This window comes from Flavobacterium sp. GCM10023249, assembly GCF_042653365.1.
Lineage (GTDB): Bacteria > Bacteroidota > Bacteroidia > Flavobacteriales > Flavobacteriaceae > Flavobacterium.
This window is the reverse complement of record NZ_JBHSHZ010000002.1, coordinates 184,361-206,862: the sequence shown is the minus strand read 5'-3', so window position 1 is coordinate 206,862 and position 22,502 is coordinate 184,361. Positions and strand designations below refer to the sequence as shown.

General features: G+C 35.8%; 15 protein-coding genes. 9 read left to right on the top strand and 6 right to left on the bottom strand.

Annotated features, from left to right (window positions below; translation table 11 throughout):
- Positions 1–30: 30 nt before the first annotated feature.
- The 4 genes from ACFO7M_RS00955 (at position 31) to ACFO7M_RS00940 (ending at position 2,550) form a co-directional block, all read left to right on the top strand.
- Entirely contained in the window at positions 31–648 is a 618-nt protein-coding gene (locus ACFO7M_RS00955) for a hypothetical protein (protein WP_379733549.1), read from the top strand.
- A 155-nt stretch (positions 649–803) separates the two neighbouring features.
- Positions 804–1,364 (top strand): hypothetical protein, encoded by a 561-nt coding sequence (locus tag ACFO7M_RS00950; protein WP_379733547.1) that lies wholly within the window; start codon positions 804–806, stop codon positions 1,362–1,364.
- Between the two features lie 139 nt (positions 1,365–1,503).
- Positions 1,504–2,037: a hypothetical protein gene (locus ACFO7M_RS00945; RefSeq protein ID WP_379733546.1), complete on the top strand. Its 534-nt coding sequence runs from the start codon at positions 1,504–1,506 to the stop codon at positions 2,035–2,037.
- 93 nt (positions 2,038–2,130) lie between these two features.
- On the top strand, positions 2,131–2,550 hold the full coding sequence (locus tag ACFO7M_RS00940; RefSeq protein WP_379733545.1) for a hypothetical protein: 420 nt from the start codon (positions 2,131–2,133) through the stop codon (positions 2,548–2,550).
- A 394-nt stretch (positions 2,551–2,944) separates the two neighbouring features.
- Here ACFO7M_RS00940 and htpG read toward each other — a convergent pair whose 3' ends face one another.
- Entirely contained in the window at positions 2,945–4,831 is a 1,887-nt protein-coding gene (htpG, locus tag ACFO7M_RS00935; protein WP_379715459.1) for a molecular chaperone HtpG, read from the bottom strand.
- A 178-nt stretch (positions 4,832–5,009) separates the two neighbouring features.
- Between htpG and ACFO7M_RS00930 the strand changes: the two genes are divergently transcribed.
- From ACFO7M_RS00930 to ACFO7M_RS00920, 3 genes are all read left to right on the top strand, one after another.
- A complete protein-coding gene (locus ACFO7M_RS00930) occupies positions 5,010–5,489 on the top strand; it encodes a lipocalin family protein (RefSeq protein WP_379715456.1) in 480 nt (159 codons plus the stop codon).
- Between the two features lie 7 nt (positions 5,490–5,496).
- Complete coding sequence (locus ACFO7M_RS00925) at positions 5,497–6,192, top strand: OmpA family protein (protein WP_379733543.1); 696 nt, start codon at positions 5,497–5,499, stop codon at positions 6,190–6,192.
- A gap of 94 nt (positions 6,193–6,286) precedes the next feature.
- Positions 6,287–7,222, top strand: coding sequence for an ABC transporter ATP-binding protein (locus ACFO7M_RS00920; RefSeq protein WP_379715450.1), 936 nt, complete (start codon positions 6,287–6,289; stop codon positions 7,220–7,222).
- A gap of 87 nt (positions 7,223–7,309) precedes the next feature.
- Here ACFO7M_RS00920 and ACFO7M_RS00915 read toward each other — a convergent pair whose 3' ends face one another.
- The gene (locus ACFO7M_RS00915) at positions 7,310–9,724 is read right to left on the bottom strand and encodes a prolyl oligopeptidase family serine peptidase (RefSeq protein WP_379733542.1); all 2,415 of its coding nucleotides are present in this window, start codon (positions 9,722–9,724) and stop codon (positions 7,310–7,312) included.
- Between the two features lie 67 nt (positions 9,725–9,791).
- On the bottom strand, positions 9,792–10,565 hold the full coding sequence (locus tag ACFO7M_RS00910; protein WP_379715445.1) for a TSUP family transporter: 774 nt from the start codon (positions 10,563–10,565) through the stop codon (positions 9,792–9,794).
- Positions 10,566–10,695: 130 nt separating this feature from the next.
- On the opposite strand from ACFO7M_RS00910, the gene ACFO7M_RS00905 reads away from it, so the two are divergent.
- Together ACFO7M_RS00905 and ACFO7M_RS00900 are read left to right on the top strand one after the other, a co-directional pair.
- Complete coding sequence (locus ACFO7M_RS00905) at positions 10,696–11,703, top strand: 3-oxoacyl-ACP synthase III family protein (RefSeq protein ID WP_379715442.1); 1,008 nt, start codon at positions 10,696–10,698, stop codon at positions 11,701–11,703.
- Positions 11,704–11,706: 3 nt separating this feature from the next.
- Positions 11,707–12,327, top strand: a complete 621-nt coding sequence (locus ACFO7M_RS00900) for a peptidylprolyl isomerase (protein ID WP_379733540.1) — start codon at positions 11,707–11,709, stop codon at positions 12,325–12,327.
- Between the two features lie 50 nt (positions 12,328–12,377).
- Here the strand turns inward: ACFO7M_RS00900 and ACFO7M_RS00895 are convergent, their stop codons facing one another.
- The 3 genes from ACFO7M_RS00895 to ACFO7M_RS00885 all read right to left on the bottom strand — a co-directional run bounded on the left by ACFO7M_RS00895 (position 12,378) and on the right by ACFO7M_RS00885 (position 22,400).
- Complete coding sequence (locus ACFO7M_RS00895; RefSeq protein WP_379733538.1) at positions 12,378–14,819, bottom strand: TonB-dependent receptor domain-containing protein; 2,442 nt, start codon at positions 14,817–14,819, stop codon at positions 12,378–12,380.
- Positions 14,820–15,019: 200 nt separating this feature from the next.
- Positions 15,020–17,422 (bottom strand): TonB-dependent receptor domain-containing protein, encoded by a 2,403-nt coding sequence (locus ACFO7M_RS00890; RefSeq protein ID WP_379715434.1) that lies wholly within the window; start codon positions 17,420–17,422, stop codon positions 15,020–15,022.
- Positions 17,423–17,618: 196 nt separating this feature from the next.
- Complete coding sequence (locus ACFO7M_RS00885) at positions 17,619–22,400, bottom strand: T9SS type B sorting domain-containing protein (RefSeq protein ID WP_379733536.1); 4,782 nt, start codon at positions 22,398–22,400, stop codon at positions 17,619–17,621.
- Positions 22,401–22,502: the final 102 nt, after the last annotated feature.

Below are 22,502 nucleotides of genomic sequence, written 5' to 3'. Positions count from 1 at the left end.
GTTCTAGATTTAGTTGAAGTTAATAAAAATATGAAAAATAGACTATTGTTAATTGTGTTGTTGTTTGTCGGTGTATTAAGTGTTAAGGCCCAAAACCCCAAAGATTATATTATTGTAACAATTGAATCAATCAATAAAAAGGGGGGGCATAAAATTCAAATTGACAATTGGATATTTGCTGTAGATGATTATACAAAAATGAATGAAGAAGATGTTATATATCCACTTTATTTATCTGGTTTCTCCGCTACTGATTATAAAGAGTGTTGTGAAGATAAAAATATGATTTTGTTTAACTCTACTATTACAGAAAGTTTCGAGTATGCTAAAGAAAATTTGAGCTCCCGAAAAGCGCTTCAAGATATCATTAAGGATAAAAGAAAGAAAATTCAAACCATAAAAAAACAATGGGGTTCCGGTAAGAAAATTAGAGTTACTATTTTTTTGACACCTGTTAATGGGGCGTTTTGTTTCTGTAAAGTAAGTCATGAATCTGATAATTCGAGACTTGATTATGTTGGACAAGTTGGAGTTCCTAAATTAGGATTCAATTACATTCCTAGTGTTCTTGAATCAAAATTAGGTAGAGGCATACAAACGTATGATTTTAGTTTTTTGTCTTTTATAGGATTGGATACACTGCAGTAATATGGGTTAGATTGTCACAAATAACTACATCTAGAATAAAATTTATTGCAATCTGGATTATGCAAATTTGAGCTATTGAGTTTGCTAAATAAAAAAATGAAAGATTTGATATGGTAAAACTTTGCGCAGAGGGATAAAGTATATAATTCGAATATATGAAAAAAGAGACATTTTTGATGATTTTATTTTTTGTAATCAGCTCTTGCTATGCACAAAAAGATAATAATACAAATTCAGATTTAAGTAATAATAGTATTTCTTACAATAGGTTGGAAATTTTAAAAAAAATTGCATCAAAATTGAATGAACTAGATGAAAAATATGTACTGAATCATCCTAGAAAATATTCAGTTGTTAATGATAGTTTTTATAATTTTTTTGTTTATGATTTAGTTGATACTACTAACGTAGTACCTAAAAAAAATGATACTCGCATTGAGTTTATTGATAAACATATTTACCATATTGCCTCTTTAAATAATTATTTTAAAACTTCTATACTATTGATAGTATTAGATGGAGAGCTTTATTTTTTTGAAGGTGTAAATTGCATAAACAGTTTGAATAAAATTGAGGATGTTTTCGAATTTGTCAATAAAAACAATGAGTTACAATATTCAGAACTAGTAAAAAATAGAATCGTGAATTATAGAAAATATGATAAATCATATACCCTTGATACAATGGGTAAAATTCCAAAATGTGAATGCAAGTAATGTAACTAAGTATAGGATTGTTCAATAATGCAATGCCTTATGCCAATATTATTTAAAATGAAATGATTTTAGTGTGAAAAAGTGTTCTCTACAAATACTACTTTTATTGTTTTTCATTATTATTTCTTGTTCTCAAAGGATGACACTTAATGAAATAAACAAACCTATTTACAAAGATTTTAAAAAAGGTGTATTAAAGTCTTATAATGAACATGGCGAATTTATTCCAAAGCCTTATAATGAATTTTATAAGGATAATAAAGCAGAGTTCGATTTATATGTAAATTATAAAAACAAAGTTTTAGATTCAATTAATTTGTTAGATAAAGATAACTGGATTATTGTTCAACTACATAGTCATAAGTTTACAGGGACATACGAAGAAACTTATATTTTTACTGGTAAAGAGTATGTTTATTATTATTTGGATGTATTTAGTTTTGAGGAGAGTAATGAATTTGTAGAGTTTCAGAAGAATACGTTAGATTTATTACGAAATAGAGATGTAAAAGAAATTTACAATTGTTTTAAAAATGGTATGCATCTAAAGAATACGAAAATTGATTTGGAACCAAAAGGTCATCCAAGAATTATTTATGAAGTTAGCGTTTTTGCAAATAAGAAGTTTAATTTTTATAAAATTGATGCTAGGGATTATTTAATAAAAGGGTAACGGAGTTCTCGATAGCACAGATTTACTTCGTCAGGTCTCTGTGCTTGAGTGTAAATTCTTGATATATATGTTCTTGAAATAAAAAATATATATATGAGTAGTAAAGAAATTAAGAAACTATTTATTTACGGAAGTATTGCACTAGTTTTAGGAGTGATAATTTATTTGTTTGCATTTTATCTATCGGTAATTGATACTAAAGATGTTAAGATTGATGGGTACGTTTATGATGAGATTACTAAACAACCTATCAATGGAGCGACTGTGATAATTATTAATGAGCGATATGAAAGTGATAATGGAGTTTCCAATTATGACGAATATCTTGGACACGATGTTATTAAATTGATTACTGATAAATCAGGCCATTATTCGACAGTTATAGGGAAAAGTGCTTTTCTTTGGATTGATTTAGAAAAAGAGGGGTATCAAAATTCAAGTATTGATGGTCAATATTCATCAAAAACAATGGAGTATAAGACTTTTATGAAGAAAAAGGAATCTTCAAACTGATAATGGATTTACTACGTCAGTTCGCTACCCTCAGGTGTAATCAATCCCCACAAAGAATAGAAACAACAGCCAAAAAAAGCTGTGGCAAATAAAAATAAAAAAAATTGTTTGCCACAGGTTTTACTGTGGCAAAAATTTTTTAATTTAAAAAGTTGCCACGATTTTCGTGGCAACTTTTTTTTTAAATATTTTTTTGCCACAATAGTAAGAGAATGAAAAGTAATGTAAAACGATACTGCCTACAATGTTTTTCGTGCTACATAATAGAGCTACAACCATAAAAAGGTGGTTTTTTTGGAAAACTATTTAGGCCACAAGTAGGTAAAGCTGACAAGGGTGAAAACAAAAAACCTGCAAGTCTCCCTGCAGGTTTTTTTAGGATGTTTTGAAAAGCTTATTTCAAAGTTTCGAAACTGCGTTTTACAAAAGAAGTCAGTTCTTCTCCCTTAAGCAAACCTTGTGATAATTTTGCCAAGTCCAAAGCTTGTTTTACCAAATCGGCTTTTGTCGCTTCATTTTCAGTGTTTAAAATCACCGAAGCCAAATCGGAATTCGTATTGACCACCAAATTGAACATGTCCGGGAAATTCCCCATGCCAAACATTCCGCCGCCGCCTGTAGCACTCATTTCTTTCATACGACGCATGAATTCGGGTTGTGTAATCATGAAAGGTGCCAAGTTACTATCCATGGCTTCCAATTGAACGGTATAGTTTTCCTTTGGAACCGTGTTTTCAATAATTCCTTTAAGGGTTTCCTTTTGTTCGTCTGAAAGTTTCGAGATTTGCGTATCTTCTTTCTGGATTAGTTTGTCAATATGATCGGCATCGACACGAGCAAACGTTAAATTCTCGTTATCCGATTCCAACTTCTGAATCAAGTGCGATACAATTGGAGAATCCAACACGATGACTTGATAGCCTTTGTCTTTGGCGATGTCGATATAGCTGTGTTGTGCTTCTTTGTCGGAAGCATACAATACAACCACTTTACCGTTTTTGTCGGTTTGATTGGCTGTAATCGCCTCTTTTAACTCTTCAAGAGTATAGTATTTGCCTTCCGTTGAAGGATACAGTGCAAAAGCGCCGGCTTTCTCGTAGAATTTCGGTTCTGAAAGCATTCCGTATTCCAGTACCAACTTAATGTCGTTCCATTTGGCTTCGAAATCCTCACGGTTTTCATTGAACAACGATTTTAGTTTGTCGGATACTTTTTTAGTAATGTAATTCGAGATTTTCTTCACATTACCGTCGGCTTGTAAATACGAACGGGAAACGTTCAACGGAATGTCCGGAGAATCCACCACACCTTTCAACATCATTAGGAATTCTGGTACAATTCCATCTACGTTGTCAGTAACAAATACCTGATTTTGGTACAATTGAATTTTGTCTTTTTGAATTTGGATATTATCGCCCAATTTCGGGAAGTACAAAATACCGGTCAGGTTGAACGGATAATCCACATTCAGGTGAATGTTGAATAGCGGTTCGTCAAACTGCATTGGATACAATTCGCGGTAGAAATTTTTGTAGTCTTCATCGGTCAACTCTGTTGGTTGTTTTGTCCAAGCTGGAGTAGGGTTGTTGATGATATTGTCTACATCGATAAATTCTGTTTTGTAATCGTCACCTGCGTCTTCGGGTTTTGGTAACGCTTCTTTTTTGGTACCGAATTTAATAGGCACCGGCATGAATTTGTTGTATTTGGTTAACAATTCACGGATTTTGAACTCTTCCAAGAATTCTAAAGAATCGTCTGCAATATGTAAAATGATTTCGGTTCCTCGTTCAGTTTTGGTATGAGGTTCCAAAGTGAATTCCGGACTACCATCGCAAGTCCAGTGAGCGGCAGGTTCGTCTTTGTGGGATTTGGTGATGATTTCCACTTTATTGGCTACCATGAAAGCGGAGTAAAATCCTAATCCGAAGTGACCAATGATACCTGAATCTTTGGCAGAATCCTTGTATTTCTCTAAGAATTCTTCGGCGCCAGAAAAGGCTACCTGGTTGATGTATTTTTCTACTTCTTCTGCGGTCATCCCCAAACCTTGGTCAATGATATGCAACTTTTTATTTTCCTTGTCGATTTTTACCTCGATGATTGGGTTGCCATATTCTACTTTAGCTTCACCAATGCTGGTCAGATGTTTTAGCTTTAGTGTGGCGTCGGTAGCATTGGAAACCAATTCGCGAAGGAAGATTTCATGGTCGCTGTATAAAAACTTTTTGATTAAGGGAAAGATGTTTTCTACTGAAACATTAATTTTTCCTGTTGTCATAGTATTTGAGATTTTATTAGTAAATTTATTATCCTTTTATCTGTCAAAAGAAATACCAAACCCATTCGTAATGACAAATTGACCGATTGCAATTCTATAATTAATAAGAAAAATTATATAAGCAGAATTGAATAGACAATTGTAACTTTGTACAGAATCAAATCAAATACATGCAAACATGAAGAAAGTAATTCTATTTTTAGGCATAACGCTATCATTATTCAGCTGTAAGGTAAAAGATGCTGCCACTTCCACTTCGGTAGACCGACGCGCTCAAGTTGCTATTAAAGGAAATTGGACGTTAACGGATGTTAGCTACCCTGGGGAAGAAGTGATTAAAGTAAATTCTTTTCAGATAGCGGATAGTCAGTGTTTTGAAGGGAGTCAATGGACTTTCGTTTCGAATAATGATTCCGGAAAAATGGCCATTGAAAAAGCGGGTTGTCCTCAGTTCAGTTCGAATATCAAATGGTTTGTGAATAAGGACCAGCAGTTTGTTTTAAAAATGTTGGATGCAGGTGATAAGGCCAGAAAAGTAAAAGAGGGATATATATTGTTGCTTAGAAGTCAAACCATGGAAACGTTTCAGTTGGTGGATAAAGTAAATATTGGTGGTAAAAACACCGAAATTGTATACCTATTCAGAAAAAATAAATAAGAAGATCATGAGAAAATCAATCGTATATATGTCAGTGTCACTATTTCTAACAGGAATGGTTTTGACAAGTTGTGAGTCTATAAAGAATGCCAATAATACACAAAAAGGAGCGGCCATTGGCGCTGTTGGAGGTGCGGTTGTTGGTGGAATTTTGGGCAATAATATAGGTAAAGGTGGAAATGGTGCTTTGGGAGCTGTACTTGGTGGCGTTGTTGGTGGCGTTGTTGGTGGTGTAATCGGGAACAAAATGGACAGACAGGCTAGAAGTATCAGTGAATCCTTACCGGGTGCTAAAGTGGAAAGAGTTGGAGAAGGAATTAAACTGACATTGGGTGAGAACTCGGTGAATTTTGATTTCAATAAAGCAACACTAACGCCTAAAGCGAAAGCCAATTTGGATAAATTGGTGCCGGTTTTTAAAGAATATGCCGATACGGATATTAAAATTTATGGGTATACCGATAGTAAAGGAGCTGACGATTACAACTTGAAATTGTCGGAGCTAAGAGCGAATGCGGTGAAAGGGTATTTGGTAGCCAAAGGGGTAAAATCTTCGCGTTTCAATATTACTGGAATGGGTGAAAATGACCCAATTGCTTCTAATGAATCGGATGCCGGACGTGCAGAAAACCGCCGTGTGGAGTTTGCCATTACTGCCAATGAAAAAATGGTGGAAGATGCAAAGAAAGAAGCAGGGAAATAATTGAAAAAAAAATACAAATTTGTTGAAAAAAGCTGTTCGTTGGAACGGCTTTTTTATTGGCTTAGTTTGTAGCTTTGTAATCTAAATTTTGACTATGCTTCAAATTGATAATATATCCTTCGGTTATACCGAAAAAAGAATAATTCACAATATCAGCTTTTCGATTGAAAAGGGACAAAATATCGCACTTCTGGGGGAAAGTGGTTGCGGAAAGAGTACTTTGTTGAAATTGATCTATGGTTTGCATGATCTTGACGAAGGGAAAATTACTTGGAATGATAAGTTGGTCACCGGACCGAAGTACAATTTGGTACCCGGAATGGATTACATGAAATTTATGGCGCAGGATTTCGGTCTAATGCCCTATGAAACCGCTGGCGAAAGTGTGGGGAAATATTTATCCAATGCGTTTCGAGCGATTAAAAAATTGCGCATTGAGGAACTTCTGGATTTGGTTGAAATGACCGAGTTTACTAGAACTAAAGTAAATTTATTGAGTGGTGGTCAGCAACAACGTATTGCTTTGGCAAGGGTATTGGCGCTAGAGCCTGAAATTTTGCTGCTGGATGAACCGTTTAGCCACATCGACAACTTCCGAAAAAATGCTTTGCGCCGTAATCTGTTTGCTTATTTGAAAAGTCGCGGTATTACAGTAATTGTTGCTACACACGACAGTACTGATGCGCTTTCGTTTTCGGATGAAACCATGATCATGAAAGATGGACAATTATTGGTGAAAGCGCCTTCGAAACAGATTTATGGCAATCCCGCATCAAAATATATTGCTTCACTTTTTGGTGAAGTAAATGAATTGATAATGAATAAAGATGGAAAGTCTGAAACTATTTTAGTTTATCCACACCAGTTGAAAATCTGTGAAAACGGTCCGCTGAAAGTAACTGTAAAGCAGTGTTATTTCAAAGGGAATCATTATTTGATTAAGGCAGCTTTCAACGGTCGTCCGTTGTTTTTTCAACATGAAAAAGAATTGGAATTGCAATTGGATGTGACTTTGGAAGTAAAGCGGTAAGCTAAATTAATTGAGATTCCTACTGCTGATTATTCAATAGTACAATAAAAAAGCCTCATACAATGAGGCTTTTTTAATCTTATGAAATTAATTCTTCAAATATTTGTCTAAGAATTGCTCTTGTTCCCATAATAAATGGAAGATGTTTTCTTTGGCAGCATATCCATGGGATTCCTTCGGAAGGATTACCATTCTTACCGGAGCGCCCAAACCTTTTAAAGCTTGGAAGTAACGTTCTGTTTGTAAGGTGAAGGTACCCGGATTGTTGTCAGCCTCACCATGTACCAAAAGCATTGGTGTTTTCATTTTATCGGCAGTCATGAAAGGAGACATTCCGTTGTAAATTGCAGGAACTTCCCAATAATTGCGCTGTTCACTTTGGAAACCAAATGGAGTTAGTGTTCTGTTGTAAGCACCACTTCGGGCAATACCACACGCAAATAAATTAGAGTGTGTCAACAAGTTGGCTGTCATGAACGCCCCATAGGAATGCCCACCCACAGCAACTTTTTTGCGATTGATGTATCCTAAGTTGTCCAAGGCATCGATAGCGGCTTCTGCATTCGATACCAATTGCGGAATGAAAGTGTCGTTCGGTTCTGTTTTTCCTTCACCAATAATAGGGAATGAAGCATCATCCAATACTGCATAACCTTTGGTTACCCAGTAAACGAATGAACCATAGTAAGGGAATGTAAATTCGTTCGGGTTTTTATTGTTTTGTCCCGCAGAGTTTTTGTCTTTGAATTCTTCAGGATATGCCCAAATTAATAGGGGTAATTTTTCTTTTTTGGCAGTTCGGTCGTAACCTACCGGTAAATATAATGTTCCTGACAATTCTACACCGTCTTTGCGTTTGTATTTGATTACTTCTTTGTATACATTTTTGATACTTTCGAAAGGATTTTTAAAAGTCGTGATTGGAGTGATTTTATCCTTCGCTTTAATGTTTCGGAAATAGTAATTCGGGAAATCTGTTTTCGATTGAATTGATACTAAAACGTCTCCTTTTTTGAAATCTTCAATGGATAAAATTTCCTCCTTTTTGTCTTTATAAGTACTTTGGTACAAACGTTTTGATTTCAGCGTTTTTAGGTTGAATTCATCCACAAAAGGGAATTGACCGTCTTTGGTATATCCGTCGCCAATCAAAAAAGCATTGTCATTTTCGATGGCCAATACCTGACGACCGTATTGGTTTTTAATGGTTTCAAAATTCCCGGGATCCGAATAAATGTCCTGTTGGTTTCGGTCGCTTATAACAGTTGGCGTTGTTCCCGGTTGTGAAGGGTTGAATAAATAAGTTTTGATGTTTCGGGTATCGTACCAGTTATCATAAGCAATTGCAGTGGTGCTGTTACCCCAAATAATCCCGCTATAACGTTGTGGAGTTTTCAAAATCGAAACGGGTTTGTCTTTGAAAGGTGCTTTCCAGGTGAATAGTTCATCTCTGAAATCCACTTTGTTCGCTGGATCTCCTTCGTCTAGCGCTTCAACAAAGAATAAAGTTGAAGGTTCGTCATTTCTCCATGCAATTGAACGCTTTCCTTTTCTAACCGCCATAAAACCTTTAGGCATCACTTCTGCCAATGGTGCTTCATGGATTAATTGAACCGGGTTACCGTTCAAATCAAATACTTCTACAGTAATTGGGAAACGACCTAATGGAACAATGTAGGAAAACGGTTTTTTTAAAACGTTGGTTAGTAAATAATTTCCGTCGGGTGAAAATGATTCGTTCAAATACCAATTGGCTTTTTTGAATAATGAGGAAGAACCGTCCAAATTAACTTTATAATATTCCGAAGTGACTAAATTTTCAAAATTAGCTTCATCGGTTGGGTTTTTTAATAAATCTTGATATGTTCTGTTTTGGGATACTTTTCCATCTGCAGTTGAAACAATCGGACCTTTTGGTAATTCTTTTTTAGCATCGATTAGAGCCGGTCTGTTTTTGATCAGCTGTTTCACCAAAATGCTTTTCCCATCTCTGAACCAGTTGATTGGTGATCCGGTGTTGGCGTTCAAAGTAGCATCGGTTAGTTTTTTGGCTGTTGCCGTTGCAATATCCAGTAACCAAAGTTCTACTCCGGTTGCGGTGGTATTAGTAAAAGCTACTTTGGTTTCGTCCGGAGACCAATTCAAATAGGCAATTTTTGGATTTTGCGGAAGTCCGGTTACTTGTGTTTCTACTTTGTCTTTGATTTTTCGAACCTTGATGTTGTTGGTGTAGGTCAGCGTACTCGAGATATTGGTTACGGGATTAATACGTAATCCACCCAAGCGCATTTCGTCCTGATTCAAGTCGTCTAATGTTTTGTAAGTGTCACGATAGGTAAACAACATATACTGTTTTTTGGTATCCATAGTAACCGAAGGCGCTCTTTCGAAATCAGCCAGTGTTAGTATGGGTGCGGAAGGTTTTTGGTAGGTCACATTTTCTTGTGCACTACCAACATGACTTGCAATTAGAAAGCAAGCGGAAAAAAGTAGTTTTCTCATAAATAGGTTCTTCTATGGTATAAAAATAGGTGGAGAAATTTTATTCGATAAGTTCGTTAACAAATTTTTATATAATTCCTGCCATCATTAGTATTCCAAAGACCAATAATGTTACACCAACTATAGTTTGGACTAGGGTAATGGTCGTTTTTTGTAATAGTTTGTTTCCGAAATATACGCCTATGAATGCCGAAAGTGATGCTAAACCTAACAAAGTGAAGTCAAGTTCAACCTCGTTGCGAATAATTTTAGGGATATAAATACTCAAACGAGAAACGTCCACGAGACAGGCAATTACAACTCCAGTGGCAACAAATGCCTCTTTTGATAAACCAGCACGGATTAAAAATGCACTTCGCAAGGCACCCTGATGGCCGGATAATCCTCCGAAAAACCCACTTAAAACACCACCAATCGGTAAATGTTTTTTATCGAATTCCAGATTTTTAAGTTGTGGAATCACATCGAATAGTGCGAATACAATCAACAGTAAGCCAATGATTAGTTTAATGGCTTTTATTTCAATTAGATGGGTATTAAAATAATAAGAATAAATAGGAGGAAGGTGGCTTAGCAAACTTAATAGATAAGCACCTAAAAAAGAAAAAAGAATTGCTGGAATTCCGAATTTCAGAACGGTAGTTTTATCGGCGCTTTTACCAAAAAGAACTAATTTGAAGGTGTTGTTCATAAAATGAACCAATGCAGTAAGTACTACAGCTATTTCAATCGGAAAAAACAATCCGAAAACAGGTAATAGAAGCGTTCCCAATCCGAAACCGGAGAAAAGTGTCAATCCGGCACCAAATAAAGCGACAAGACAAATGATGAGGTATTCCATATTCTTTTACTAATCTTTTTCAAATATAATAGTATTACAATTGTCAATTCGGAAATTTTGTGTATTTTGTATTGTTAATTTTTGCATTAAACGTAAATTTGCAGACTATTTTTAATTAATAAATAAAAAGATGTATCATTCAAAGATAACAGGATTAGGCTATTACGTTCCGGACAATGTAGTGACAAATGATGATTTGTCTAAAATAATGGATACGAATGACGAATGGATTCAGGAACGCACCGGTATTAAAAGAAGAAGACACGTAAATACAGCCGAAGACACCACTACTTCAATGGGTGTTAAAGCAGCTCAAATTGCCATCGATAGAGCAGGTATAGCAAAAGAAGATATTGATTTTGTCATTTTTGCCACGTTAAGTCCCGATTATTATTTTCCTGGGCCGGGTGTGTTAGTGCAAAGAGATTTGGGCTTAAAGACAGTAGGTGCATTGGATGTACGTAATCAATGTTCAGGATTCGTGTACGCAATTTCTATTGCCGATCAATATATCAAAACCGGTATGTATAAAAATGTCTTGGTGATTGGTTCCGAAGTACATTCTAGAGGATTGGATTTCACTACCCGTGGTCGTGGAGTTTCGGTTATTTTCGGAGATGGAGCGGGAGCGGCAATTTTATCAAGAGAAGAAGATACTACCAAAGGTATTTTATCAACGCATTTGCATTCCGAAGGACAACATGCTGAGGAATTGGCATTGATTGCTCCGGGAATGGGTAAACGTTGGGTATTGGATATTTTGAAAGATAACGATCCTAATGACGAAAGTTATTATCCTCATATGAACGGACAGTTTGTATTCAAGAATGCAGTGGTTCGTTTCAGTGAAGTGATTATGGAAGGTTTACAAGCGAATAATCTTCAGGTTTCGGATATCGATATGTTGATTCCGCATCAGGCGAATTTGAGAATCTCTCAATTCATCCAACAAAAATTCCAATTGACAGACGACCAAGTATACAACAATATCATGGAATATGGTAATACCACTGCGGCGTCTATTCCTATTGCTTTGACGGAAGCTTGGGAACAAGGAAAAATAAAAGAAGGAGATACAGTGGTATTGGCGGCTTTCGGATCAGGTTTTACTTGGGCGAGCGCCATTATTAAGTGGTAATTGATGAAAAAACCTTTCATTGCTTTAGCTGTTTTAATGCTGAGTTGCGGGAAACCTTCATTCAGTACAAAATGGATGGAAGAAAAAGCGCCGGAAACGTTTCAGGCGCGTTTTGAATCTTCCCAAGGTGATTTTGAAGTTGAATTTACTAGAGATTTGTCACCGAAAGCGGTCGATCGAATTTATCAGCAAATCAACCATAAATTTTATGATGGAATTGTTTTCTACCGAGTTGTTCCAAATTTTGTAGCGCAATTTGGACATATGGATTCGACCGCAACGGCAAACAATTGGGACCGCTATAAAGTAGAAGACGAACCAGTGAAAGGTAGTAATGTGAAAGGAACGATTAGTTATGCGCGTTCCGGGCCTAATTCAAGGGGTAATCATCTTTTTATCAATTTAAAAGATAATAAACGGTTGGATACGGTAGCCTTTAATAGAGTAAAAGGTTTTCCGACATTGGGTAAAGTAACCAAAGGAATGGAGGTTGTCGAAAAACTCTATTCGGGTTATGGGAATGAAACAATGAATGTTTACGATACTTTAGCAGTGAAACGAAAAGAATTTATGAAGAAGTTTCCAAAATTAGACTCGATTAAAAAAGCGTACATAGTGAAATAAAAAAAAACCTCGATTATCGAGGTTTTTTTATGGGTTGTATTCAACAGGTTTTAGAATAATCCTCCGCCACCGCCTTGTGTTTCGTTTTGATCACGTTGCTTGCGTTGTAATGCTCTGTTTTTTCCACCACCGAAGTTGTAGTTGATACCAGCATAGAATGTTTGACTTTCCCAGTAAAATGCTCCGTATTGTCTGTAAGGAATTTTTCCATCGAAGGCAAAACGCATATTTTCGAAAATATCGTTGTAACGTAACGTGATGGTTCCTTTTCCTTTTAGGATGTTGTAAGTAGCACCGATATCTGCTTTGTACATTGATTTTCTTTCACCTTGTAAGCTAATATCACGGCCTCTGAACATACCAAATAATTGTAAACGTAGGTTTTTACTTGCTGTGAATGTGTTGTTCATTCTAGCATTGAAAGTGGTAACATCAATTTCTTTTCTTTCGTATTCTTCCGTAATACCATTTTGCACGATACCTCTCACTATTTTGAAATACGAGTCGGCACTGATGTTTGCTCCCCACCATTTAGTGAATTTTAAATTGGCAGAAGCCTCAATACCATACGCATTGTTGTCTTTGAAATTATCCCAAGATAAAATTCTTCGGTTGATATTGTTCGGATCTATGTAGGTTACTCTAGAGATTTCATCATTGATTCTTCTGTAAAAAACGCCTGTAGTTACGGTTCCTAGTTTCATAGTACGCGTATAATTCAATTCGAATGAATTAGTAAACTGAGGAACCAAAGCTGGATTACCTCTAGATTCAATAGTAGGAGTAGTCCATTCGCGAATTGGATTGATTTGTCCAATACTTGGTCTGTCTACTCTTCTTGAATAATTCAGATTGAATGAGTTTTTTTCGTTTGGAGTATAATTGATGAATGCCGAAGGATAAATAGTAAAGATATCGTCTTCTACTTTTCTTTGATCATTTTCGGTAGGTTCAGTTGAAACCGTTTCGAAATCGGCGTCCAAATTGTATATTTCAGCTCTAAATCCTAACTGTGCACTCCATTTGTCCCATTTTTTACTGTAATTGGTATATAAAGCATGAATATCTCTTTTGAATGAGAACTCGTTTTCTGCTAAATAACCAGGTGTACGAGTATTATCGAAATCACTTGAAGTGTCTTGGAATCGTGATTCGTATCCAATTTCCAATTTCGTTTTTTCAGTTAACGGATTGGTATAATCGATATTGAATTGCGTATAATTGGTTTCCGTTTGAATATCGTTGGTGGTGAATGAAGTTTCCGCTGGATCTGTAAAGGTGTCTACATAATCTGTGTTTTCTTCATTGGTGGTATTTGAAAAGTTGGCTTGAAACTCGATGTTCTCTCCTTTTTTATCGAAATCGTGTTTGAAAACTAAATCATAAGTTTGATTTTTATTTTCGTTTTCATTGATTGAAGTTTGAAAAGAATCGCGATTCGCAGGGTTTGTTAAATAATCAACTTCGGTTTCACTGTTACCATCCAAATGGGTTAAATTTTGATTGGTATAAGCAGATAGCGTATTTTTTTCGTCAATATAGTAATCGATTCCAATTTTAAACAAATGGGAATTGTTTTTATTACGGAATCTGAAATCTTGCTCGCTTTCTTTTGATGGGTTTTCTGAATTCACAAATCCGTGGTTAGCATTCAAACCGTGGTTGAAACCATAATTGGTGTACAAATTTACTTTACCCACTTTATAATTCAAGTTTAGAGCCGAGTTGGTTTTTGGCGTGATACCAAAAGTTACACCGGTATTAATGCTTCCATTAAAACCTGTATTCGCATTTTTATGTAAAATAATGTTGATGATACCACTCATTCCTTCCGGATTGTATTTGGCAGATGGATTGGTGATCAATTCCACTTGTTTGATTGAAGAAGATGGAATTTGTTGTAATAATTGACCTACTTCAATGTTAGAAGGTTTTCCATCAATCAATACTCTTACATTGCTGTTTCCGCGCAAAGAGATTTCTTTGGTTTGAGCATCCACACTTAATGTTGGAATGTTGTTCAGCATTTCGGAAGCTGTAGTTCCCGATGCCACTAAATCTTTACCTACGTTAACTACTTTACGGTCTATTTTCTGTTCGATGGTCGAACGTTCTTTTACAATAGAAACTTCGTTAAGTTGAGTTGCTTCTTCTTCTAATGCAATCGTTTTTAACGCAATCGATTTATCGCTTTCTGAAAGGGTAAATGATGCCGTGTATTTTTTGAAGCCAATATATTGTACTTCAACAGTAAGTTGCTTTAAAGGAAGATTCCCTACGGTGAAACTACCGTTGTCTTTTGTAATTCCTCCGGAAATAACTTTTCCTTCATCTCTTACCGAAATGGTTGCATAAGGAATAGGTTCGCCGGTTTTCTTTTCGATTACCTTACCGTTGATACTACCCGGAAGTAATGAGGTAGGTGCGGAAGTTTGTGCATGCAAATTAGTCAACTGCACTAATAAGCAAATGATTAAAATTTTAAATTTCATCGTTAAAATAAGTTTGATTACGATTGATGATTGATTTTTTGTGTTTTGGAAAGTAAAATCGGTGACAAATTTACAATCTAGTAGACACTGACGAACACGGTTTGTTACAGTTTTAAGAAATGTTTAACATGCTAAAAAAGAAAATCCCCTGAAGTAAAAACTCCAGAGGACAATCAACTAATTAACCAAACCCAATATTTTTAGAACATTCCGCCTCCTTTTGATTCGTTTTGTTCTCTTTGTTTGCGTTGTAACGCTTTATCTTTTCCACTTCCGAAATTGTAGCTGAAGTTCACGTTGACTGTTTGGTTTTCCCAACGGAACTGTCCATTGATTTTCGCCGGATCTTCACTGTTAAAACGTTCACGCATAATATCGAAAATATCATTGTAACGTACACTCACTGTTCCTTTTCCTTTTAAAACATTCAAACGTGCACCTAAATCGGTTTTCCACATGCTTTTATTTGAAAATTGTAAATGTCTTGCTCCGCCTCTGTACATGGTAAACCAGATCAATCGGAAATCTTTGGTTACTTTGAACGTGTGGTTCATTCTTGCGTTGAATAAAACAGCATTGATTTCTTTGTCTACTAAATCACCATTACGGTCTTCAATGATTCCTTTATTGTTTTTAAAATAACTGTCCACACCAAAGTTTACATTCCACCATTTGTCGAAATCTAAGTTTCCTGAAACTTCCACACCATATTCTGTGTTGTGATCGAAATTGGTAAAAGTTAAAAGACTTTTATTAGCATCGTAAGGATTTGTAGTTAAAACCTGTGATATATCATCTTTAATGTATCGGAAGAAAACTCCGGATGTGATCGAACCCATTTTTACTTTTCGGGTGTAATTTGCTTCAATTGAGTTGGTAAATTGTGGCTTCAATTCTGAATTACCAATTTGTTCTACGGTTGGTCCGCTCCATTGTCTAATTTCATTTACCTGTTGCATGTTGGGTCTGTCCACTCTTCTTGAATAATTGAAATTGAATGAATTGTTTTCAGAAGGGGTGTAGGTTACAAATGCCGATGGATATACTGTGAAAATATAATCTTTGAAATGATCATCAGCCTGACCTGCTTTTTTGAACGTACCATTCACGTCATAGCTTTCGAAGCGTAAACCCAATTGATAGTTCCATTTTCCAATTTGGCTACTGTAATTGGTGTACGCCGATTGAATATTTCTGTTGAATTCAAAATCGGAATCGAACGTGTTATTGTTTACGAATCTGTTTGTTGTTCCGTCAATTCTGCTTTCTAATCCTAATTCAATTTTTGAAGTTTCTGATAACGGACTTGTATAATCAACATTGGCTATAAAATTCGTACCGTCTTTAGTTACATCATTTGTTTTGGTTAAGTTGTTGTTCTCATCTCTGAACTCACTGTCTTCAGGACTTTTACTCAAATTGTAATTCAATTCAATATCTAAAGTTCTTTCTGGTTTTTCAAATTGATGTTTGTAGGCTAAATTGTAGGTCTGGTCTTTGTCTTTTGATCTTGCTGTTTGTATTTGAGTGACATCGCTAGACGCACCGGTAATGTAATCGATTCGGTTTCCAAAAACCATAGAAGGATTTGCAAATGACTGTATCGTATAAAAAGATAATGTGTTTTTGTCGTTGATATAAAAATCTACACCCGATTTTGTGAAATGATTTTTGTTGAATTCTCTGATGTCAAAATAGGCATCATAATTATCGATATTGTCATAATTTCTCCACTGAATTTTACCACTGTTGATGAATTTACCGTGGTTCAAAGCGTAATTGGTGTAAAAGTTAAATTTGTTTACTCTGTAATTCAAATCGATTGAACCATTGAATTTTGGGGCTTTACCAAAAGTAGTTCCAGTATTTAAGCTTCCGTTAAAACCTAATTTTGCGTTTTTATTCAATACAATATTAATGATACCGCTCATTCCTTCCGGATTGTATTTTGCTGAGGGATTGGTAATTAATTCAATTTGTTTGATTGACGTGGAAGGGATTTGTTGCAGAGCTTGGTAAGCAGTTAGGTTGGAAGGTTTTCCATTGATGAAGATTTTTACGTTTTCGTTTCCTCTTAAACTTACTGTGTTGTTTTGTTGATCGATAGATACCGAAGGTATATTGTTCATGATTTCTGCAGCCGTAGCTCCTGCCGAAACTAAGTCTTTACCAACGGTAATTACTTTTCGATCAAGTTTTTGTTCTACTGATGATTTTTCACGTACAACACTTACTTCGTTAAGCATTTTGGCTTCTTCTTCAAGTAAAATGTTCTTTAGATTTAGAGATTTGTTATCGTTATCTAAAGTTATCATGGTTTCGTATTTTTTATAACCCATAAAAACTACTTCAACAGATAATGATTTTAATGGTAAATTTCCGATTGAGAAACTTCCGTTGTCTTTGGTCATACTTCCGGTAATCACTTTACCGTCCTCTTTAATGGTTACAGAAGCATACGATAAGGGTTCATTGTTTTTTTTATCGATAACCTTTCCACTAATAGTTCCTTGAGCCAATGGGTTTGACGGAGGAGTGGAAGTTTGTGCTTGTAAACTGGCAATTTGTGCCAATAAACAAATGATGATTGCTTTTAATCTCATGATTTTAAATTTGATTGATGATGATTTATGGGACAAATGTATAAATAATTTAGAACTATGCAAAACAAAGTACCTTTTTTTTCACTTAACTTTTGTTTGCATAGTAGTATTGAAATTTAATATTTTGTTACAGTTTGCGTCAAAAAAAAATGGACTTGTTCTGAAACAAGCCCATTTTGTTGATTTTTTTCTAAGATTATCGTTTTAAAGTAAAATGCGATTTGAACGTTTTGTTACTTCCTTTTTCTGTAAATTCTACAGTAAACCAATAATCAGTAGAGGGTAGCGGTTCTCCGTTGTAGGTTCCGTCCCATCCTGGAGAAGAAGGAGTAATTCGTTTTAAAAATTTGCCATAACGATCAAAAATACTGATAGCAGCATTCGGATTGGTCGAAATTAAATCAGGAATATTCCAGGTTTCATGATAACCATCTGCATTTGGTGTGAAAAATTTAGGATAATTAATGATTACCGCAGTTAAAGGCGCTGGAGAACAATGACCGTTTTTGTCTCTAACTGAAATAGTATGCTCACCAGCAGCTACATTATAGAAAATGTTACTGTCCTGATAAGGTCCGTTGTCTAATTGGTATTCATAATTTCCTGAACCGACACCTAAAACATTCACTTCGATAAAGGTTGGATTTTCAAAGGCATCACTGTATACAATTTCCAGATAAGGCGCATACATGGTAACTTTTGTAGTAATTGTTTTAGTACAGTTTGTCGTAGTATTGGTAACCGTTACGGAATAGTCACCTTCTAAGTTGGTGGAAACCGCACCCGAATTATTCCCAAATGGAGCTCCATTATGAGTCCAAACATAAGAATATCCTGAACTTAATCCAGTATTTAAAACAACACTATTTAAAATCGTTCCTGTTTCATAATCTTGACAGATGAAGTATTCCGTATCTAAAATTGGATTAGGAAGTGGATTGATATTTAAACTTACTTGCACAACGTCAAAACAGGCATTGGTTGAAGTTGTATTGTTAATGCGAACCCAAATGGTATCATTATAAGGCGTTTCATTCTCATAAGCTGAAGGATTGGCAATTGCATTCGTTCCTGTATTTGCATCACTTGCAGACGTATAATAACTGAAATTGAAATCTGTAGCTGGAGTTTGTGTACCTAGAACTTGATTTTGGACTTCAGTAATTAAATCATAACGATAAATTCCATCATTGATTCCAAAATCATCACATTTAGGTGTGATTGTTGCAGGGTTGGCAATTGGTTCTGCTACAATATTGACAATAAATTCACTTTGGTCTTGACACGTTGGTGAAAAAGGAGCATTTCCTCTAATGTAGATAGTATTTGCTCCTGGAGTCGTGATTGTTGCATTAGAGACCAATACATTTCCAGTATTGTCGTAATAGTTTTCTCCTGCACCCAGACTAGCTGGGTTTAATTGATAACTGCTACAAGTATTTGGTACGTCTGGTAGTTCGGTGACATTATATAGATTAATCGGAATTTCTCTTTCTATAAAACAATTCGGATTAGTTCCTGTTTCGGCATATACAAAAATTGAAACAGGAGGTACATTATTATTATCATAAGTTGTAATTGGAACTACAACTCTTCCATCAGGATTGGTAATGGATTGGTTGTAATAAGTACCTACACTCAAAGTAGGTAATGTAAAACTGTCGCAAAAATTAAATGCTGTTGGTAATGAAGAATCCAAGACAGGAGTATCATTAATCGTAATAGTAAAAGTACTTTCATCTCTACAGCTGAAACGCACATTGGTTTCGGTATAAATGTAAAGCGGTGAAACCACATTTGCGGAAGTATAAACTGTTCCAGCGGGAATTATATTACCTGGATGTGGATTATTGGGATTCGGATCCATTGGTGCATCATAATAGAAATTGTTCGCGGGTAAAGCTGGTAAAGTATAGCTATCACAGTGTACTTGATTTTGAAACACAGTGGCTCGGAAGCTGTCAAAATCAATTTCGAATGAATTTTCACTGAAACAATTAGGATCGTTTGGATTTACGGCATAAATATAAATGGTTTTGATAAGGTTGGTCATGTCATCATTAGCATTTAAATCAGTGGCGTCAATCACAAAATCTGTGATTAGGTTTTGACCGTTGGGATCATCATAATAATTACCGTTAGCCAAAGGTGTCAAGGTATAACTATAACAGACTTCTTGACGTCCTCTGGAATCAATTATTGGTCTTTGATTGATCGTAATTGTCCAAGGCGTTTCATTGTAACACACCGGAGTCAATGCCATTGTTGATTCCTTGTATATCCATATCGTATTGGTTGAAGTTATCGCATCTCCTGGTAGCAATTCAATATTTCCGGTTGTTGCCGGCCCTCCTTGCTGTACAAAATACCTTCCTCCGTCTGGATTTGTTGGTAAAGTATAGGTTTCACATGCTGCTACGGGAATAGGTGCAGTTAGCGCTGGTTGATGGAATGTAATGTTGAAGAAATCATCGTTAGTACATGCTGCCCCGGGAACATAATGATAAATAGTAGTGTTTTGGTTAATATCAATTGGTGTGTTGATACTATTACCTCCTCCATTGGGTGCATCTCTGAATTCACCAACCGGAGGAGCGTTCAATTGATATGGACCCGAACAAATATCTACATTGGCTAAGTTTAAACTCCCAATATATACCGAGAAAGTTGAAATTGTTGAACGACAATTATTGTTTTCTGCAAAAGCATGAACTTCAGTAGTCGTAGTTATCGGGAATGTTAGAGGTGTATAAGTATCTGTTGCTGCGTCGTATGTATAATAGTTGGCCGTGCCTACGTTGGTAATAATGACTGGAAGTGAATTTACCGGATTACAATCAAAAATATTGGTAAATGTATTGCTAACGGTTGGTGTTTGGTAAATGGTAATGTCGAAGTCGCTTGCAATAGGTGAACAAGTTGGATCCGTAAAGGTAAAGTACACATAAAGTGTTGTAGTGCCTAAAGTTGAAATTATATCTCCAGGGAAAACCTCTGTATTTCCAGGAGTAGTTGGTCCACCTGGTTGTGTAAAATACTGCATCCCATTGTAGGCATAGGGTTGTATAATGTAACTGTCGCAGCTAATTACATCAATTGGTGTAATGTCTAATTGTTCGATAATAAATACATTAAAACTACGCTCTGAAGGACAACTTGGTGTGCCACCTGTTTCGTGGTAAATGTAGATGGTCGTGTCGGTTGTGATGACGGTTCCCGGTGCTAGTATTGATCCAGTTTGATTAGGGCCTGTATAATAGGTGCCCGGATTTGTGAGTGTGGGTAAAATGTATTGAGCGCAAACAAATTGGTCCTGTAAATTGTCTAAAATAGGTCTCGGTTTGACAATTAGATTGATACTTGTTGTGTTATAACAGGCGGTGTCAGTGTTGTTTTCAATTCGGATATAAACAACTGTATTTGATGATATTAAAGAGGAGTTAGTGTCAATTGGGTTTACGTTGTTGTCTGCATCCGCTTGTGATAGATGATAACTAACATTGTAAATACTTGAGGATTGCCCACTTAAAACAGTATTGGTTAATAGTGCTAAATCAAACTCTCCTGAACCTGAACCGGCTGTAGTTTCACAACGGGTTAAATCCCCGGGGTTATTGGCTATCGGAGATGGAGTTAAACGTAAAAAGAAAGTTTCTATGGTATAACAACCAGTGCTTGGATCAACAACTCTAATCCAGATTTGTTTGGGTAAACTTGCTGAAGCTACACTATGGCTTAATATTAATGGATTGGTATTTCCCTGTGCATCCGCCAAAGATTCATGATAGCTTAATTGGTATTGTCCTGACGGATTAACTATTGGTGAGTTGTAAGCTAATTCAAAAGTATAATTTGCCGAAGCATTGTTACATTTGTACAAATCGACTGGATCGGGTACTGTGATAGCAGGTTGGTAAGATATGACAATATCATTGGTAGCTACTTCACAATTAGTTGCTTGTATGTAATAGGTTAGTTGGTAGGTGCCGGATTGATTGACAGTCAAATCTGGACCAGTTTCGCCCGGAATAGGATTTCCATTGGCATCTTTCCAAACAAAATCAAAGAAATTGGGATCTAAACCTGAAGTTATAGTGTAACTTTCATTAACGCCATTATTATTGCATAATCCCACAATGTCGGGACCAAGTACATCTTGACTAAAATCAAAACTACTTCCGCCTAAAAATAAAGCCGAATCAAAACGCTCGTCAATACCATCCGCAATAACAATCTTAATGTGGTAAGTTTGACCAGGAATCAAATTGTTTTTAGTAGCATTCATCAAAACGGTTTGGCCGTTAAAGTTGGTTGGAGATGCTGCTGCAGCTGATCCTCCATTGAACTGACCAAAATACCCTACGTTTTCCGGAGTACATCCCGAATTGTAAAGATTATCTCGTATAGTTTGTACGGAAATAGGAATAGTAGTGCTTGGAATAATAGCAAGATTTTCGGTTACTCCACCTGAATCAGTGAGTAAAAATGCAAAGCCATCAGTTGATTGACATTGATAGGTTCCGTATTCTTCGGAAGCAAATAAAAATTGAAAATTAAAGTAGTTGGAGTACGATGTGAAATCAAATTCTAAAACTGTAGCGTTTCTAGAACTCATGTTGATGCCCGATGCCGCCAAAATTGTTTCTAAATTAGCGTCGCCTGGCCAAGCTGAACTTCCATCGCTTAAATCGGAAGTGTTGGGTCCGGGTGCATTAAGTACATTTCCCGTGGTTAAGAGTACACCATTAGTAAAAGGAAAGGCCGGGTTGGTATTTTCAAAATAGCCTATTCCGTTAGTGGAACCGAAATTAGTACCTGTTCGAGAACTTACATTGGTAATATTTACGCAAGGACTGTTGACTAATACACTGTTGACTAGACCGAAATCGTTGTAAGTAGTCGTGTTTACTGTTATTGATTGTGAGAAAATAAAAAAGCTGTTAATCAAAAACAGCGTTAGAAGTAGTTTTTTTTTCATAGATTTTGTCATGGGTCTGCAAAAATATTCTTTATCTCAGTTACACAAAAAAAATACCGACAAACTACTTGATATCCCGTAATTAAGTAGGTTTTTATTGCA